The organism is Ureibacillus sp. FSL W8-0352, from assembly GCF_038004345.1.
GTDB classification, from domain to species: Bacteria; Bacillota; Bacilli; order Bacillales_A; family Planococcaceae; genus Ureibacillus; species Ureibacillus thermosphaericus.
Genome location: NZ_JBBOQT010000001.1, coordinates 2,802,474 through 2,819,996, shown reverse-complemented (window position 1 = coordinate 2,819,996; position 17,523 = coordinate 2,802,474). Strand labels below are relative to the sequence as shown.

The 17,523-nt window shown below is 33.6% G+C and carries 21 protein-coding genes; 9 read left to right on the top strand and 12 right to left on the bottom strand.

The genetic code is table 11. The annotated features are described in order from the left end of the window. Nucleotides 1-297: 297 nt before the first annotated feature. Both NST98_RS14225 and NST98_RS14220 read left to right on the top strand, forming a co-directional pair. The gene (locus NST98_RS14225) at nt 298-720 is read left to right on the top strand and encodes a DUF1641 domain-containing protein (protein WP_016838378.1); all 423 of its coding nucleotides are present in this window, start codon (nt 298-300) and stop codon (nt 718-720) included. A 35-nt stretch (nt 721-755) separates the two neighbouring features. Continuing rightward, nucleotides 756-1,940, top strand: coding sequence for an NAD(P)/FAD-dependent oxidoreductase (locus tag NST98_RS14220; protein WP_340715372.1), 1,185 nt, complete (start codon nt 756-758; stop codon nt 1,938-1,940). Nucleotides 1,941-1,974: 34 nt separating this feature from the next. Here NST98_RS14220 and NST98_RS14215 read toward each other — a convergent pair whose 3' ends face one another. Next, nucleotides 1,975-3,213, bottom strand: coding sequence for an MFS transporter (locus NST98_RS14215; protein ID WP_340715371.1), 1,239 nt, complete (start codon nt 3,211-3,213; stop codon nt 1,975-1,977). A gap of 248 nt (nt 3,214-3,461) precedes the next feature. On the opposite strand from NST98_RS14215, the gene NST98_RS14210 reads away from it, so the two are divergent. After that, nucleotides 3,462-4,628 (top strand): MFS transporter, encoded by a 1,167-nt coding sequence (locus NST98_RS14210; RefSeq protein WP_340715370.1) that lies wholly within the window; start codon nt 3,462-3,464, stop codon nt 4,626-4,628. A gap of 250 nt (nt 4,629-4,878) precedes the next feature. On the opposite strand, the gene NST98_RS14205 is transcribed toward NST98_RS14210, so the two are convergent. Continuing rightward, nucleotides 4,879-5,496: a DedA family protein gene (locus NST98_RS14205; protein WP_340715369.1), complete on the bottom strand. Its 618-nt coding sequence runs from the start codon at nt 5,494-5,496 to the stop codon at nt 4,879-4,881. A gap of 208 nt (nt 5,497-5,704) precedes the next feature. Here NST98_RS14205 and NST98_RS14200 point away from each other — a divergent pair, with 208 nt between their 5' ends. After that, nucleotides 5,705-7,234, top strand: coding sequence for an NAD(P)H-hydrate dehydratase (locus NST98_RS14200; RefSeq protein WP_340715368.1), 1,530 nt, complete (start codon nt 5,705-5,707; stop codon nt 7,232-7,234). Nucleotides 7,235-7,333: 99 nt separating this feature from the next. On the opposite strand, the gene NST98_RS14195 is transcribed toward NST98_RS14200, so the two are convergent. From NST98_RS14195 to NST98_RS14180, 4 genes are all read right to left on the bottom strand, one after another. Then, nucleotides 7,334-7,804, bottom strand: a complete 471-nt coding sequence (locus NST98_RS14195) for a DinB family protein (protein ID WP_340715367.1) — start codon at nt 7,802-7,804, stop codon at nt 7,334-7,336. Between the two features lie 137 nt (nt 7,805-7,941). Then, complete coding sequence (locus tag NST98_RS14190) at nt 7,942-9,210, bottom strand: cytochrome P450 (RefSeq protein ID WP_340715366.1); 1,269 nt, start codon at nt 9,208-9,210, stop codon at nt 7,942-7,944. Between the two features lie 107 nt (nt 9,211-9,317). Beyond that, nucleotides 9,318-9,878, bottom strand: a complete 561-nt coding sequence (locus NST98_RS14185) for a hypothetical protein (protein WP_340715365.1) — start codon at nt 9,876-9,878, stop codon at nt 9,318-9,320. 606 nt (nt 9,879-10,484) lie between these two features. After that, a complete protein-coding gene (locus NST98_RS14180) occupies nt 10,485-10,628 on the bottom strand; it encodes a YpzG family protein (protein WP_340715364.1) in 144 nt (47 codons plus the stop codon). A gap of 197 nt (nt 10,629-10,825) precedes the next feature. Here NST98_RS14180 and NST98_RS14175 point away from each other — a divergent pair, with 197 nt between their 5' ends. Beyond that, a complete protein-coding gene (locus NST98_RS14175) occupies nt 10,826-11,128 on the top strand; it encodes a YunC family protein (RefSeq protein WP_340432540.1) in 303 nt (100 codons plus the stop codon). Between the two features lie 43 nt (nt 11,129-11,171). Here the strand turns inward: NST98_RS14175 and NST98_RS14170 are convergent, their stop codons facing one another. Further along, nucleotides 11,172-12,347, bottom strand: a complete 1,176-nt coding sequence (locus tag NST98_RS14170) for an MGDG synthase family glycosyltransferase (protein ID WP_340715363.1) — start codon at nt 12,345-12,347, stop codon at nt 11,172-11,174. Nucleotides 12,348-12,684: 337 nt separating this feature from the next. Here NST98_RS14170 and NST98_RS14165 point away from each other — a divergent pair, with 337 nt between their 5' ends. Both NST98_RS14165 and NST98_RS14160 read left to right on the top strand, forming a co-directional pair. Further along, nucleotides 12,685-13,413, top strand: a complete 729-nt coding sequence (locus NST98_RS14165; RefSeq protein WP_340715362.1) for a glycosyltransferase family 2 protein — start codon at nt 12,685-12,687, stop codon at nt 13,411-13,413. Continuing rightward, a complete protein-coding gene (locus tag NST98_RS14160; protein ID WP_340715361.1) occupies nt 13,403-14,107 on the top strand; it encodes a lysophospholipid acyltransferase family protein in 705 nt (234 codons plus the stop codon). The genes NST98_RS14165 and NST98_RS14160 overlap by 11 nt, the downstream gene beginning before the upstream one ends. 157 nt (nt 14,108-14,264) lie before the next feature. Here NST98_RS14160 and NST98_RS14155 read toward each other — a convergent pair whose 3' ends face one another. Beyond that, nucleotides 14,265-14,765, bottom strand: a complete 501-nt coding sequence (locus NST98_RS14155) for a pyridoxamine 5'-phosphate oxidase family protein (protein ID WP_340704611.1) — start codon at nt 14,763-14,765, stop codon at nt 14,265-14,267. Between the two features lie 197 nt (nt 14,766-14,962). On the opposite strand from NST98_RS14155, the gene NST98_RS14150 reads away from it, so the two are divergent. Then, nucleotides 14,963-15,190 carry a phosphate-starvation-inducible protein PsiE gene (locus tag NST98_RS14150; protein WP_096550153.1) on the top strand — a complete coding sequence of 76 codons (228 nt, stop codon included), beginning with the start codon at nt 14,963-14,965 and terminating at the stop codon, nt 15,188-15,190. A gap of 44 nt (nt 15,191-15,234) precedes the next feature. On the opposite strand, the gene NST98_RS14145 is transcribed toward NST98_RS14150, so the two are convergent. Further along, on the bottom strand, nt 15,235-15,603 hold the full coding sequence (locus NST98_RS14145) for a thioredoxin family protein (protein WP_340715360.1): 369 nt from the start codon (nt 15,601-15,603) through the stop codon (nt 15,235-15,237). A gap of 34 nt (nt 15,604-15,637) precedes the next feature. Between NST98_RS14145 and NST98_RS14140 the strand changes: the two genes are divergently transcribed. Further along, nucleotides 15,638-15,901, top strand: a complete 264-nt coding sequence (locus NST98_RS14140) for a YqhV family protein (protein ID WP_016839055.1) — start codon at nt 15,638-15,640, stop codon at nt 15,899-15,901. A gap of 9 nt (nt 15,902-15,910) precedes the next feature. Here the strand turns inward: NST98_RS14140 and corA are convergent, their stop codons facing one another. Genes corA through NST98_RS14125 form a run of 3 tightly spaced genes read right to left on the bottom strand, consistent with a single transcriptional unit; the run spans nt 15,911 to nt 17,372 of the window. Next, nucleotides 15,911-16,861 carry a magnesium/cobalt transporter CorA gene (corA, locus tag NST98_RS14135; RefSeq protein WP_340715359.1) on the bottom strand — a complete coding sequence of 317 codons (951 nt, stop codon included), beginning with the start codon at nt 16,859-16,861 and terminating at the stop codon, nt 15,911-15,913. 39 nt (nt 16,862-16,900) lie between these two features. Continuing rightward, nucleotides 16,901-17,077, bottom strand: coding sequence for a hypothetical protein (locus tag NST98_RS14130; RefSeq protein WP_016839053.1), 177 nt, complete (start codon nt 17,075-17,077; stop codon nt 16,901-16,903). 10 nt (nt 17,078-17,087) lie between these two features. Continuing rightward, nucleotides 17,088-17,372, bottom strand: a complete 285-nt coding sequence (locus NST98_RS14125; RefSeq protein WP_340715358.1) for a Ger(x)C family spore germination C-terminal domain-containing protein — start codon at nt 17,370-17,372, stop codon at nt 17,088-17,090. Between the last annotated feature and the right edge of the window lie 151 nt (nt 17,373-17,523).

Sequence of the window (17,523 nt, the reverse complement as noted above, 5' to 3'; positions counted from 1 at the left end):
ATATTTGTCACAATTTAAGAAATATTCAAAAAATGATTGGGTTTTCTTTTTTTGTTATTAATAGTTATAAAAAAGGAAAACGCTTTCAATCTTTATTTTTATTCATACCATCCAATAAAACACTCACTATTAAAAACAGTACTTGATTTACGAAATATTTGTATTATATTTAAACTGTAGTTAACATTGTTAAACATTTCACATAGTTATAATTGAAGAGTTTTTTCTTTAATAGTATGTGAAGTATCTATGCTGTTTTTAATAATGGGCATAATGATAAGTAAAGGAGAATGGGTAATGGCAGAAGAATTAGTGAATCAAGTTCAAGAGTCGGCTTTGAAAGAAAAACAAGATTTACTGGATCAATTATTAAAACCTGAAGTGCAAGAGTCCTTAACATATTTAGTAGAACAGCTTCCAAAGCTTGCCGAAGTAGTAGGACTTCTTACAAAGGCTTATGATTTTGCACAACAAGTAGCAACAGATGATGTATTAAAGAGCGATACAGTTAACGCAATTAAAGAAGTTTCTGAACCAGTTGTGAGTACTGTAAAAAGCTTAGCACAAACAGCTATTGAAGCAAAAGAACGTGCAGACGAATCTAAAGAAGCAATCGGTTTATTCGGAGTATTAAAATTGTTGAAGGACCCAGAAGTTCAAAAACTATTACGCTTTGCTAATGCATTTTTAGAAGTTTCAGCTGAACGCAAAAATCAATAAGGGTTTATTTAATAAAGTAAGGACGGAGGAATAATATGTCAAAGGAAATCGTCATCTTAGGTGCAGGCTACGGTGGTTTATTAACTGCCCTAACATTACGTAAATATGCAAATAAAGATGAAGCTAAAATCACAGTTGTGAATAAATATCCTAATCACCAATTAATTACTGAATTACACCGTCTTGCAGGTGGAACAATTTCTGAACAAGCAATTTCATTCCCATTAAAGAAATTATTTAAAGGTAAAGACATTGAAACGGTTATACAAGAAGTAAAATCATTCAATGTGAAAAATAAAGAAGTATATTTAGCAAACGGCTCTGTCTTATCTTATGATTATTTAGTTGTAGCACTTGGTAGCCAAACTGGTTTCTTCGGTATTCCTGGTTTAGAAGAAAACTCAATGGTATTAAAATCTGTAGATGATGCAAAAAGAATTTACAACCATATTGAAAGCAAAATTGCTTCCTATGCAAAAACAAAAAATATTGCGGATGCAACAATCGTCATTGGTGGCGGCGGTTTAACAGGTGTGGAACTTGTTGGTGAAATTGTAGACAACGCTCCAAATATTTGTGCAAAATACGCAGTTGACCCTAGCGAGTTGAATATTAAACTAATAGAAGCTGGTCCAAAAATTTTACCGGTATTACCTGATGAATTAATTGAACGCGCAACAAAAAGCTTAGAAGCTCGTGGAGTTGAATTCTTAACTGGCCTTCCTGTAACAGGTGTAGAAGGTAATGTAATTTCACTAAAAGACGGTTCCACAATTACAGCAAACACATTTGTTTGGACAGGTGGAGTTGCAGCTCTACCAATCGTTCAAGAATCTGGTCTTGAATGCGACCGTGGTAAAGCAATCATCGATGAGTATTTACGTTCTAAATCACATCAAGATGTATTTGTTGTTGGAGATGCTTCCGTTGCTCTTCCTGAAGATGGAGGTCGTCCATTATATGCACCAACTGCTCAAAATGCATGGCAAATGGGAGAAGCTGCAGCTTACAACATTTACGCAACAATTAAAGGCCAAAAACTAAAAGAGTTCAGCCCAGTTAATTCTGGTACTCTTGCAAGCCTTGGACGTAAAGACGGTGTAGCAACTGTTGGTAAAAACAATATTCACCTAAAAGGTTTACCAGCTTCACTTATGAAAGAAGCAAGCCATGTACGCTACTTATCACACATTAAAGCATTATACGGTTTAGTATATTAATGACCAAAAAAGTGCGGCAATCATGCCGCATTTTTTATTGGCTGGATTCCATATTCTTTGGTTTTCCCGCCTCTACTAATACTTTGTTTCCTACTAAAACAAAACTAAGAACGAACATCGCTACTCCTGTTCCTAATAATAACCACTCAATTTTAATGAAATCGCTAATCGGACCAAAAATTAGCATTCCTAAAGGCATCATGGAAGTAGAAATCATTGTCAGTACACCAAAAATTCTCCCTAAATAGTCTCCTTCAACTTTTTCTTGTAAAAGTACAGTTGAAGGTGTATTAAATAACGGCATCGCTACTCCAGCCAACGCCATAATGGAGCAATAAAACCAGAAGTTTGGCACAATCCCTAATAAAAATGTGCAAACTCCGAATATTATACTTGATAATGCCATCGTATATGTTCGGTTTTTAAATCCTCCCCATACAGCAATGACTGCTCCCCCAGCCATCATACCGATAGAAAATGCAATTTCGATCGCTGAAAGCCGCCATACATCTTCTCCGAATGTACGAGTTACTTGTAACGGTGTTAAGAATGAAACAGGGGCCGCCATAACAAAAAATATCGCAAAATATATAAATAAAATTTTCAAGAATTCATTGTTTTTAATATAAACAAGTCCCTGTTTAAAGTCAGCAAAATAGCTGATTTGTTGTTGTAATGCTTTTTCATGCGGGGGAATTTGTAAAAAGAATAGCAAAGTTGCCACCGCAATCGCAGCTGTTACGACATCAATAAAAAATAGTGTTTCCAACGTTGTAATAGTAAGCAAAGCCGCACTAACCATTGGTGAAAGCAGCATTACTAGGGCTTGAATACTGCCATTAATTCCGTTCACTTTTGTTAAATGCTCTTCAGGAACGATTTGTGGTAATATTGCCCCTACTGTCGGCGTTTGAATACCAGTTCCAAATGAGCGAATGACGTACATTATAAAGAGCATCCAAAGAGATTCATAGCCGCTTAAAAATAAAATAGCTAGAATAAGTGTAGCCAAAGCAATGGCGGAATCTGATAAGATAATTAACATTTTCCGGTTATAACGATCTGCCCATACTCCTGCAAAAGGCGATAATAAAAAAGTAGGAACAAACCCACAGAGAATGGCAATCGTCATCATGATTCCCGACTGAGTCGTTAACGTGATATACCACATGATGGCGTATTGAACGATTGAAGAACCGAAAAGCGATATCGTTTGACTCGTTAGAAAAACGCTAATATTACGTTTCCAATGCATATAATGATTTGTTTTCATAGGCAATTACTTCCTTTATTGTATAATTCATTTTAAAATTGTTTATTGTAAATGGTTAAAACAATTTATTATCATTTAGGGTTTACCCTTTGAAGAAATAACTTATTCAAATAAAGTAATCTAGCCATTAGTAATAGACTGAATGTTGATGAAATGTGGAATTATAAGCATATAAAGTAATGATTAATATTTAAAGGTGTGACGTTCCATTGGTAGAAAATAACATACGGACTCCCATTTACCCTATCATGATTGCCATTGCAATAGGACATTTAATTAATGATACTGTTCAAAATATTGCACCAGCAATGTTCCCTTATCTTGCAAGAGATTTAGGATTTACTTTTACTCAACTAGGGCTTATTAGTTTTGTATTAAATATGGTTTCTTCAACACTTCAACCGGTCATCGGCTTTATTAGTGATAAAAAACCGATTGCATATGCATTACCTATAGGAATGATGAGCGTCTTCATCGGTTTAAGTATGTTTGCATTCACTAATCAATATTACATCCTTTTAATTGCTGCCATCTTTTTAGGATTTGGTTCAGCCATTTTTCATCCGGAAGGCTCTCGCGTTTCATTTATGTCTGCAGGCAATAAGCGGGGCCTATCACAATCGATTTACCAAGTCGGTGGAAATTCTGGGCAAGCTATTGCTCCTTTAATTGGAGCCTTTATTTTAGATGCATTAGGACAAAGAGGGGCTGCTGTATTGCTTCTTCTCGTTGCTATTGGAATTGTGTTGTTATTTAACATTTCAAAATGGTATGCTCGACAATTAAATGCCGAGAAATTAAACCAAAAGCAAAAAAAAGTGTTAATTTCTTCCTTGCCACCATTAACAAAAAAACAAGTGGGAATCGCTCTCATATTGCTGTTTACGATTATTTTTGCACGCTCTTTTTACACAACGAATATTCAAAATTACTATGTGTTTTATTTAATAGATCATTATGATTTGACTACCCGTATCGGCCAAATTTTAATCTTTATATTTATGGCTTTTGGTGTTGTTGGAACATTTTTTGGAGGATCCCTTTCCGATCGCATCGGTCGCAAAAATGTCATTTTACTTTCAGTAGTTGTACCGATTCCTTTATGTTTATTACTGCCGTACATGCCTCTTTGGCTTGTACCTGTATTTTTAATTATTATCGGAACACTAATAATGATTAGCTTCTCTGTAACTGTCGTTTATGCTCAAGAATTAGTACCTAGCAAAATCGGAACAATGGCAGGGCTGACAACGGGGTTTGCCTTTGGAATGGGTGCAGTTGGATCTGTCGCTATCGGTTGGCTACTGGATACAATAGGAATAGAAATGACAATGAAAATCATCTCCGTATTACCAATCATCTTAGTAGTCGCATTTCTATTGCCTAAGGATCAAGTCAAAAAAGAACTGAGTTAACAAGCTAATCGAAACTAGCCAAGTACACCAAGGAATTTTGTTTCTTTTCGTGACGCTAATTTAAAAATAAGAGGGCATCTGAAAAGTCATTTCAAGACGCCCCCTTTACGGCTGTCGCACATGCTTAGCCGCAGATAAATTGCGACGAGGAGGTGCGTTTGATGTGACCACCGCAGGAGCAAAGTTTTTAAGAGAAGATTACTATAAGAAGTAAGGCTGTTCAGAAAGTGTTCGACTTTCTGGACAGCCCCTATTTTCTTTTAAATAACTTTTTCTTGCGAATGAATCGTACAACAAACCAAATGAAAACAACGGCTATTACTGCATAGGCAATATTTGAATAGACGTCCATCACTTCTACAATTTTCTCCCAATTCCCTCCAACTGTTGCACCAACATGCACCAATACAGTATTCCATATTAACGTACCTAGTGTCGTTAATAAAATGAATAGCCAGAATTTCATATTACTCATCCCAGCTGGAATAGAGATTAAACTACGAATGAGAGGTATAAATCGACAGAAGAACACAGTCCAAAAACCATATCTGTCAAACCAAGCATCAGCTTTATAAATATCGTTTCTTGTTAATCTTAAAATGTGACCATATTTATCAACTATTTTTACTAGCCGTTCCACATCCAACAACAAACCAATACCGTATAAAATGATTGCGCCCGCAACGGAACCAAGAGTTGAAGCAATGATTACTCCTGTGACCGTCAAATCAGTAAAAGTAGTCATAAATCCACCAAAGGTTAAAATAACTTCTGAAGGAATTGGAGGAAATAGGTTTTCTAACATAATTAACAGGAATACACCTATATACCCAAAATCCTCCATAATTCTTTGAATCCAAGTTTCCATCTATTCTTCCCCTTATGTATTTCTTATATTTATTTCTATTTTTACACTAACTATATCATTATGAATTTATTCCTTCTCATAGTCAAACTAATCAAATTATTAGACTGTATATCGTTTCCATAAGTTTCATGATTATGGATTATTTTATATTGTAAAATTAAGTTAAGAAGAAAAATCTCAGAACATCTTATGTAAAGGAGGTTTGTTTATGTATGTTGCTGAGCAAAAAACAATGCAACTGCTAGATCATTTTACAATAGAACAGCTAGGGCTACCTGGTGCTGTATTGATGGAAAACGCAGGGAGCGCTGTCGTGCAAGCGATTTTAAAGGACTATCCCAAAAATACTCGTGTACTCGTGTTGTCTGGGTACGGAAATAATGGCGGTGATGGCTTTGTTATCGCAAGACGATTAATTGATTTTGGATACGATGTATTACTTTGTTTTATTGGAAATGAAGCTAAACTAAAAGGCGATGCTCGAATACATTATCAAGTATACAAAAATCGTCAGTTGCCTTTCTATCACTTTAATGCTGGAGAAAATGATATATTTACATATATTCAACAGGCGGATGTCATTATTGATGCGATGCTAGGAACTGGAGTTTCCGGTGAAGTTCGATTTCCGTTCAATCGAATCATTGAAGCTGTTAATGAATCAAATAAAGATGTAATAAGTGTGGATATTCCTTCTGGGCTTAACTCCGACACGGGTAAAGCTGCAAGTACAACGATTAAAGCAAAGAAAACAATTACTTTTGCCATGCCGAAAATAGGATTTTTTGTTGGTGATGGTCCTACAGTGATTGGTGAATGGGAAGTTGCAGATATTTCCGTTCCTGATTCAATTGTTGAAACCCTTCAATTAAAACTGCCTAAACTTCTAGATGAAGCTACTGCAATATCCTCTCTGCCACAAAGAATGAAACATGGACATAAAGGAGCTTTCGGACACTGCCTTGTAATTGGTGGTTGTAAACATTATGTAGGGGCGCCAGTCTATACAGCAAAGGCTGCTTTTCACTCAGGAATTGGTCTTGTAACCCTTGCTATTCCCGAAACCATTTATCCACTTGTTGCTGGAACATGTCATGAAAGCCTCTTTATGCCACTATCCGATTCAAATGGATTTATTAACTGGAAAGCTATTGAAACAATCGACTTTTCTAAATATACAACAATCGCCTTTGGGCCTGGATTGGGAAGAGAGTTAGACGGCGATGCAATAATTCGAACATTGCTAAATCAGTTAACAACACAAACACTCATTATAGACGCAGATGGATTGTATTTTCTTAAAAACCATTTAGAACAGTTGCAACATTATAAAGGGGATATTATTTTAACTCCACATCCAGGAGAAATGGCTACCTTGACGGGAAAATCAGTTGCTGAAATTGAAGCGAATCGCTTAGAAACAGCAAAAAATTTTGCTGCAACATACGGAGCTTATTTATTGTTAAAAGGACATCGACCAATCATTGCAACACCTACTAGCGAACTTTGGATAAATCCTTATGGAAATGATGCTTTAGGTAAAGGTGGCAGTGGAGACGTATTAACTGGTTTAATTGCTTCCCTAGTTTCCCAGCATCAGAATCCCCTAAAAGCCATGTTATGTGCAAGTTTTTATCATGCTATTGCCGCGGAAGAATTAGGGAGAAATTCGTCCAATTATGGAGTAACTCCAATGGATATCATCCATTATATCCCTATACTATTCGGCCGTAAATAAACAATACGATTGAAAGTCCTTGTGGGTGAAATCTGCTACAAGGACTTTATTTGACATTCTCTTTAAAAAAACAAAAGGTCCTATTCATGGGGACCAAAACTATTTTTTTAAGTATAATGCTTCTCTCACTTTATTAAATTGTTTTAAATCATAATGAATATATTCAAACAAATATGATGAAATAGTATATTTGGATGAATGAATATGGTAACTTTTCGACCATTTTTCATCTTCTAAATTATTTACAGCAATAATAAGGCTTCTTCTAACGGAAGTAAATTTTTCTATAATCTCTTCCTTTTTTCTTTTTCTACTCTCAATTAATGATTGTTGTTTGATTGCTTGTTTGTCTAGTTCTTTTGGAAAAACTCCATCTTTTTTAAAGTAGGGAATTCGTTTTTGAAGGACAAATTCATCTAACGCAATGAAATGAGTGACAACGTCTGCAATTGTCCATTCGTCATTTGTTAATGATAAGTACCATTCATTTTCCGTCAGTTTTGTTAAATTTTTTACAAAATCCACTGAATTCTCGAAATGAATTAATATTTTTTCTTTATTTTTATCCAAGAATGTCAGCTCCTATAGGTTTACTTATTGTAGTAATCCTTCGATACAAAAAAGAAAACTCCTTCTCTTTTATTAAAAATTTTTTATTTTCGAAAAAAATGCCCCAAAAGCAGAAAACTTTTGAGGCTTCTTAATTACTAATGAATGCTTTCTTTTAATCGCTTAACATTTTTTAATATCACTTTACTTTTAGGAATACTTGGAATCGTATCCATCGTGATATACATGTCCTGTTCTGGAATCTCATAATCCATTTTATTTAACAAATACTCTAAACTTAATTTCATCGCTTCAATGGTTAATTGTTCACCTGGACAACGATGGGTTGTTTCATATCTTCCGCCGCCTTGCGGAATGAAACTAAATTGGTCATCCTGCCATTGGGCAAAACGTTCAGGTTGAAATTCATCGGGATTTTCCCAAATATTCGGATCATGATTAGTACCATAAATATCCAATAAAACGAGCGTTCCTTCATGAAATGTATATCCGTTCCAAGTAAAACTACTTTTAGCCTTTGCTGCAGCAACAGGGACAAGAGGATAAAAACGTCTTATTTCTTGAATAAATAAGTGGATATAATCAGGCGTACTTTTTAATTTTACTCTTTCATGAGGAAATTGGGATAATGCCATTACAATGAAATTAATATAGATTGAAATCGCAACAATAGGTCTTAAAATATTAATAACCTCAACTGCCACTGTTTCGACATCTAACAAACTGCCGTCTAAATCTTTATAAAATACAAATTGATGTAATATCGATTCACTTTGTACTTGTACTTCGTTGGAGCGTATTTTTTCTATCAATTTCTCCATCTTTTTTTCCAATTGATTTCTTTTATTTCTGCCTATCCAATGTTGCAGGCCAAATGCGATAGGCGTTTCAAACATCGCTCCGATTTCGTTCATCAATATTTCCGTATCTTTTTCATGGGGAGGATACCCAATCCATTTAAATGCCGCTTTACATAACAGCGTTTTCATTTCTTCATAAAAAATAATTTCTGTTTCTTTACTCCATTGATCTAATGCTTTTTCCCATTCAAGTTTTGCAATATCTAAAAACTCATTTATTTTTTCTTTTGTCATGACATTCATAAACATTTTTTTGCGATGTCGATGAGCTACTCCATCAAGGGTTTGAACGCTATTTTTCCCGAATAAGGTTTCAATGATGCGGTTTGGAACAGCATCTTGACGTTGAAATTTTGTTTGATCATAAAACAATTGTGCCGCTTCTTTCCCACCCATGCATATCGCCTTTTTCCCCAATATTCTTGTTTCAAAAATATTGGTTTGCAAGCTTTTTCTGCGATTTAAAATGTATTCATACCCTTCTTTTAAAAGTGCTAGGCTATGATCAATACCTTCATCTCTTGGAATTTCATTGATATTTTCCATTGTTGCACCTCACAAACAATATTTGGCTATATTTATTTTGTTACAGGTTTTATATTTCATACAGAGATACAACAATTGCTAAACTAGACTGACAAGTAAAGTTTCCCTTATCCAACATTATATCGATATAAATCATTCATTCGATTTTCGTTCATTATCAAATGAAATAAAGGTCCTTCATATTCCAACTGCAAATTCGTTAAACACTGTAAATCATAAGGGGAAATCAGAGAAATCGGTTTATGAAATTCGTAATTCGCCCCTTCTTTTAAAACGTGAGCAACAAATTGAGAGCAAAAATAAGCATTTTTTCGATGTGATGGTTTATTAAAAGTGTATGTAATAAGCCCTGTTAAATTGTATTTATAATTTTGTTGTTCTGCTTCAATATATTTTATGATTTCTTTCATACGAGCAATTTGTTCTTTTGTAGCCCAAATGCTATATACAGCTCCTCTACTTTTTAAAAAAAGCGCACTACGTAAATCTTCCTTTACAAAACCGCCGATAAATGGATTATTTGGATATTTCCTTCCAAAACTGTACATTTCCTGAAAATTCGAGTCAAATGCAATGGAAGCATGATTATAAGTTTTTTTCGTATAAAGCTTAATCATTCTCGTAAAAAGCGTTCCAGTATCGGTAAATAATAAATATACTTTTTCCATCTCGACTTTCTCCTTTGTAAATATACCTCCATTCTAACGACATTACATACACCATTAAACCGCCCGAAGAAATATATTTTTTTCAGTCTTAGGTCGTATTTAATCAATATGTAATGAATTGCAATGGAAATAATATTGTTTATTTGAGATGGATAAATCATAAACAGCGCAATAGTTGGAGAATAGACCTACAAATAGGGGATTGTTATGGAAGGGAATAAGCTTATTGTGTTCATCTCTTATTTGTCTTTTTCCTATTTGATAAAAAAATTGACCCGGAAACTAAGTTCCGGGCCTCGATTTCACAAATCACGACATGAATTCAGAAACTCTTCGGTGTTACTCCATATTCAATTTACTTTTGAACAATGGACTTTCCTTCACCTTGACGAGTTTTCGGCGGAGTGTCAGAATCAAATTGGTCTTTGATCTTTTCCATCGGGAAATCCCTCCTGTTTATCATGTCGGATTGTCTTGTGAAATCATTATTTATTATGACTGCTTTACAAATATTTATACACAAATCGATATTTTTTTGAAAAAATTTTAGAAAAAAACCCGGAAACTAAGTTCCGGGCACCTTTCACTAAGACGCCATGATGCTCTTTAATACTGCCTTGCCTTCGCATCCGTTCTCAAAATTTGGTTATGGAGTGATATTTCCGTTTGACCATTAATTTGAGATTTTTGATATTTCGGCTTTAAGCTTTGGTTTCGGAGAGCTTTCGGAAAAACTTCCTTCTTACTCATCGGCAATCACCTCTTTCATCATGGTCGATTTCCTTAGTGAAATCATTGTTAGTATGAAAACTTCAGCAAATAACTATTCTTTCCTAATATTTTCAATTTATTTTGCAGCACACTTAGAATCGACAGAAAATTTCTTCGACATCAATTGAACATTTTTTTCATCGCTCCATATTTTATTAAAGAAAGGAGCGATGTGGTTGATCTCAATTGAACCCATTGAATTACAAGGACATATGTACACTGCCGTCACTGTTCACTTGCCGAAAACAACTTTATTAACAATCTCGAATGAAATTGGGTACATTATGTGTGGTGCGCTAGATGTTGAATTATTGAACACTCGGCTAGCTGACAGAAAAATTATTGCAGGTCGTGCAGTTGGGGTAAAAACCATCGATGAATTATTACAAGCTCCGCTCGAATCTGTTACAACTGAAGCCGAAAAAATGGGAATTGTTAAAGGAATGACTGGAGAAGAAGCATTATTAAAAATGATCTAATATTTTACAAATTAAAAGGAGGTTCTACTTGTTGATCCTCCTTTTATCCGATAAATCGATTGAATTGGTGTTTTTGTTCAACTAACGAAATAACATCTTCGCAAATAACTTCTGCTGATCTTGGGCAATATATTTCTTTCATATTATTAATTAATCGGTTTCGATGGTTTTCATTACAAATTAACTGAAGTACAGACATAACTAAGTCATCAGGATGATTTACAATAATTGCCGCATCCTTAGACTGAAAGTAATTTGCATTTTCCAACTCTTGGCCAGGTACTACTTGGTAAAGCAATAGCGGTACTTGAACTGCTAATGCTTCGCTTAACGTAATTCCTCCTGGCTTTGTAATCATAACGGTAGCCATTTTCATCATTTCATCCATTTTGTTCGTATACCCAAATATTCTAACATTTTGATTGTTAGAATATTTTTCTAATAAATTATTTTTCAACTCCTCATTCTTCCCGCATATGACGAGTATTTGGTTATTGTCATGCTGCAATAATTTCTCCATAACTCCTTCAATATCTTTTATTACTCCATAAGCTCCCGTTGCAATTAAAATTACAGGCTTTTTTGAATCTAAACCATAAGATTCAAGAAGAGCGTTTCGGTCCACTGAGCGTTCAAACTGTTCTTCAATTGGAATTCCTGTGACCTTAATTTTATAATCAGGTGTTCCGGCGTTTATCAAATTTTGTTTTAAATCTTCAGTTGCCACATAATAACGATCTATATAATCGTGAACCCAATTTTTATGAGCTTGAAAATCTGTAATCACATTCACAATAGGTAATTGAATTCCTGTTTTTCTTTTTAATTCTGGCACGACTCGCATTGGAAATGTATTAACTATAATATCTGGCTTTAATGTCTCAACCATTCGCATGAGTTTTTTCATTCCATAAGTATTCATAAATTCAATATCAAAATACCTTTTATTTCTTCTACCGCCGTAATATAGTAATCCATAAATTTTCTTACCATAATTAAAACTTTTTATATATAAATATTTTGATGCCTTTGTTAATAATGGGTGAGAATCGTAGTAAAGATCAGATTCTATTACATCTGTAATTCCGTAGTTAAAAAATGTATTTTTTAACGTATTTGATACTTTTAAATGACCATTACCATAGCTCCCCGTTAATAGCAGAATCTTTAAATCTCTCTCCACAATATCACCCTCACAAATAAAATCCATCGTTTTCATTTTATTTAAACAATATTGAATAGGTAATCATTCCAAAAAATAATACTTATTTTTATAACTTATGCCTAACAATACGTAGTTAATGTGCAAAATTTTCTATTACACATAATTGATTTTCAAGCAAAAGAAAACTTTATTAAAATTTTATTCTGTTTAACTAGAGTCACCTTATTTTTCATTCTTTTGGAATGAAATTCAAACTTATGAATATACATGAATATAAGATTTTTTATGAACTTGGAAAACTAATATTAGAATCCATATATTTAAAAATTTCTACTTCAAATTTGCTGAAAGATTTGAAGTCAACATAACGGTTTAGAAAGGAAGGGACGATATGAATAAAGTCTGCGTTATCATTCCCGCCTTGAATCCAACTCATGATTTAATCGATTATATATACGATTTAAAAAGTCATAATGTTTCACAGATTGTCGTAATTAACGATGGAAGTATGACTAGTTGCAATGCAATATTTCATCAAATTGGATTAATACAAAATTGCACCGTGCTGACTCATGAAAAAAATAAGGGCAAAGGTCGTGCATTAAAAACCGCATTTCAATACGTTTTGAAGCACTGTCATGTGGACGGGGTGATAACGGCTGACGCAGATGGTCAACATTCCATTGAAGATGTCATCAACATTGCTGAATTACTCAGTGATGTTCAAGATGCCATTCTTCTTGGCGTCCGAAATTTTGACCAAAAAAATGTCCCGATTAGAAGTTATATTGGAAATAAAATTACTAGTTATTTATTTACAGCATTATTTAAAATTCATCTTCAAGATACGCAAACAGGCCTTCGGGGCATTCCAATAAAAATACTTCCTTCACTCCTTGCTTTAGAAGGAGAACGTTATGAATATGAAATGAACATGTTAATTGCTGCCGCCAAAAAGAAGATTCCTATCATGCAAATTCCTATCCAAACTATATACATCAACAAAAATAAAAGCTCCTATTATCACCCTATAAAAGATTCATTAAAAATTTTTACAATGATTATTTCGGGAATTGTTGCAAATAAGAAGCTGGATGAAGGTGAAAAACATGGTATCTAATTTTTACGGTAAGTTCTTCCTAATCTCTCAATGGCTTATTCGTAAAATATACCCTACCTATAATGTAGAAATCCATGAAAAAGCGCAAGATCCTGTTGTTTATATTTCACACCATCAAAATCTTTTTAATCCATTTATTATATATTTATGGTTTCCGAAAAGTTTGCGAACTTGGATTTTACACGTCTTTTTAGATCGTAGAACATGCTATCAACAATATGTGGACTACACATTTACTAAAAGAATGGGAATGAATAAAACAATTGCAAAAATATGTGCATATCCCCTTTCATTTATTATTTCTAAACTGTTGAAATCCGGCAAAGGCATTCCTGTGTATAGAGGATCTAGAAAAATAATAAATACGTTTCGACTTTCTGTGGAAGCGTTGAAAAGAGGCGAAAGCATCGTCATTTATCCAACGATTGACTATACAAATACTTCCAATGAAACAAAGGCAATGTATGAAGGATACCTATATATTGAAAAATACTTTTTTAAAGAGACTGGCCAACATGTTCGTTTTGTACCTTTACACGTAAGCAAAAAAAATCGACTGATTATTGCTGATGAGCCAATTTCTTTTCAAGACAATGAAGATTTTTCAGAGGGGCAAAAAAGAATTGAACAATACATTCAAAACAAGTTATATAAATTAGCCGAAAAGTGTGGGGATTTAGAATCAAATACATAAAATAAATATTCTTTTTAAATAGCTCTTGTGGGAAGCCTTAAATTAGAAATAGCCGTAAACATTTTACAATCGTAAAATGTCTTCGGCTATTTTTACCACTGAAGCGAATTTGCGCCTAGCCTTCAATCGGTTTGTTATGCAACTTAATCACTATCTACTAATGACTTAAAGCCTCACTCCATTTTCCTGTAACATTTTCAATGTCTACTTCAAATAGTTCGGTTTTTGGCAAAGCAGGATAACCACCTTTTTCAAATTGCCAATTTGGATCGCCATACTTTTTCCAAAGGCGATCATAAAACCATTCTTTCTTTTGTTCATCTTCAATGCGATGAATCGTCCCAAATAATACGACGCTTGTATAAGCTAAAGCCGATTGACAAGCGTATTTCTTTCCAGGAACGATAGCTCCCATTTCACAAACTTCAATACTTACCCGCGGATTCTTTTTAACATTTTCCCAAAAATGACTTTCTCTTAAATTGCCTATATGCAAGTACAATTTTTTCCCTTCTTCATAAACAAAAACAAACGGAATGACATAAGGATAGCCGTCTTCTCCTACTGTTGCAACATGAGCAACTTTCGCTTCCCGCAAAAAAGCTAATGCATCATCAACTGAAATTTCTCTTTTTTTGTTGTTTATAATTCCTCTCACTTCTCCCAACTCCTTTCTACAAATATATATTCTAAATACTTCTTTAAAACCCTTTTAAAATAGCAAAATTTTTATCATGGATAAAACTAGTGCACCAATTCCATTAAAATTCCATTTTTCAAATATATTTCAATATCCAAAAAAGTATAATATTATGGTACTATGAACTATAGGAAAGATTTTAGGGGGGAATAAAAATGGGTAGCAAAGCATTGAATACAAATGCCAAAATTACACCTGAACGCGTAGATGAAGCATTAGACATTCGTGACCGTTTAATTATCGAATTGTTAGTAAGCGTACTTGACGAAAAACAAGTTATTGAACGCCATATTTTAAAAGAGCGCCTTGCTAACTTAATTCAACTTTCCGATCACGATGATGAATTAAAAGAAACAATACATGCGCTTGTGAACAAGCTATAAAAAGGAAAAGGAGACGTCAAATTGGAACGCCTCCTTTTTCTTTACTATTTTTCTTCATACAATTGCACAATTTTATTTAATTTTTCTTTTAAAATATCCATGTGCACAAATCTTGCTTCTCGAATAAATTCTTTTCCTTCCACCAAAAACAGTAGTACAGGCACTGTAAATATCGAAAAGCGTCCTGCTGTCTCCTCCACTTTATCTACTTTTATATACCCAAAAGCGATTCTAGGATAATTTTTTAACATTTCCTCTACCCGAGGAAGTAATGCATGACAAACCCCGCAATTCATTCGTGAAAAGTAAAGAAAAGTAAGTGGGTTTCTTTCAATAAAAGAATGAATTTCATCCAACGTAGATAGCTCAATCATAATCTCACCAATTGTTAATAATATTTCTTGGCCAAGCATATCATTTTCCAAGAAACAGTGGAAGGATGACGAATTGGAAAGTGCACTTCTTTATATGGTGTTGTTAAGATATTTATCTGGAAGTATCGAATTATCAATTGCCACACTGATGTGGAAGTCCAATGACTTAGAAAAAGCGTTGATGCTCAATTCAATGTTAGCGTTAGTTGGTCCAACTATCTTAATAGTGACAACTGGAATAGGAATTAGCGGACTTTCTGAAAAAATTTCTTTCTTAAAAATGCTTTGTCTATTTTCAGGCATCGTGCTCATTATTATCGGCATGAAAATGAAATAATTCAGGATATTATCTGAACCAGCCTTTTCTTTTAAACCACAAGAGCATCGATATTCCAATGAGGAACATTATAAAAAGAATTACAAAATAACCATATTTCCAAGATAATTCAGGAATGTTTTTGAAGTTCATCCCATAAATACCTGCAATAAATGTTAATGGGGCAAAAATAGATGTAATAATTGTCAGTAGTTTCATGACATTATTGGTTTGATGTGCATTTAAGGAAATATAACTGTCACGAATATCTGCCGTTACTTCTCGATTAGACATGACCATTTCGGATAATTTTAATAGATGGTCATGAATATTTGAAAAGTATTCTCTTCTCTCGTCAATTTGATTTAAATTCAAATGATGAGAGTTTAACATGCGATATAATAAATCCCTCATAGGATTGACAGAATGCAACAACTGTAAAAGCATATTTCTAGCTTCCATCAAGCTATTCATCGGTTGAATGCCTGTTTGTATAATAATTTTCTCAAGTTCATCTTCTATTTTATAGATAATGGGAAAATAATTATCGACAATTTTATCTAATAATTCATAAAATACATAATACGTATCCCATTGTTCGATTGAAGTTTGAGCAAGCAATTCACTCCATACTTTTGTAACTTCTACAGAAGGATGTTTGTGAAAGGTAACAATAAACGATTCTCCTACAAAAAAATCTAGCTCCTCTTTAATTAGTCTACCGTTTTCTTCACGAACTGTATGAGTAACGAAAAAGGTGTAATGATTAAAATAATCTAATTTCGGCCTTTGAAGATCTTGTACACAGTCTTCTATTGCTAAAGGATGAAAGTGGAAGGTATTTGATAAATGCTTCATTTCTTCTTCTGTCGGTTCGCTAAAATCTACCCAAAACCATTTATAACTGGTAATGTCAATATTATTTATTGAATCTCCTTTTTCTAAATGGTTATCTTTTGTAATGCCTATATAGTAAATCATGAAATGCTCCTTTTCTTTCGAAATTCCGATGAGCAATTTCTAATTATCTTGCTGTTCTTCATTATTTCCTTTTAACCGATCCTCTTGTTTCCAAGGTGGATCCATCACAATATGAATTTTCTCATTAATTTTGTACACAGTAAAAGGAACTAAAAATGCGAAAACTGTGCAAACAATTGCATATGTTGTAGGTAAATGCTCGATAATAAATTTCATGTGCATCACCTCATTTAGATGTTGTTTTATTAATGCTTCCTGGTTCCTCGATTACGATCTTCACTTCACAATCGATATCACTTTTTGAGAAATAATTTTTCCCATTATCCCATTCATCTTGTACTTCCTTCCATATTTTTGGATAATAACGGTTTAAATACTCCCCCAATCCCATGGCATCTGTTTGAAAATCATTTTGAATTTTATCAATTGTATTCTTCACGATTTTTTCTATTCTATCGCTCGTTTCTTCATGAAACTTATTTAGCACTTCATATTTTTTAAATTTTTCCATCCTGACTGGTCAGCAATTGATCCCTTTATTTGAATTTTAATATGGTATTGTAAATGATTTGGATCCTTATTCATTAGTGTAATTTTTCTTTTTATCGTAAGCACTTCAATCGTCTGTCCACCATCGACTTCTGTATTAATGGAACCATTAT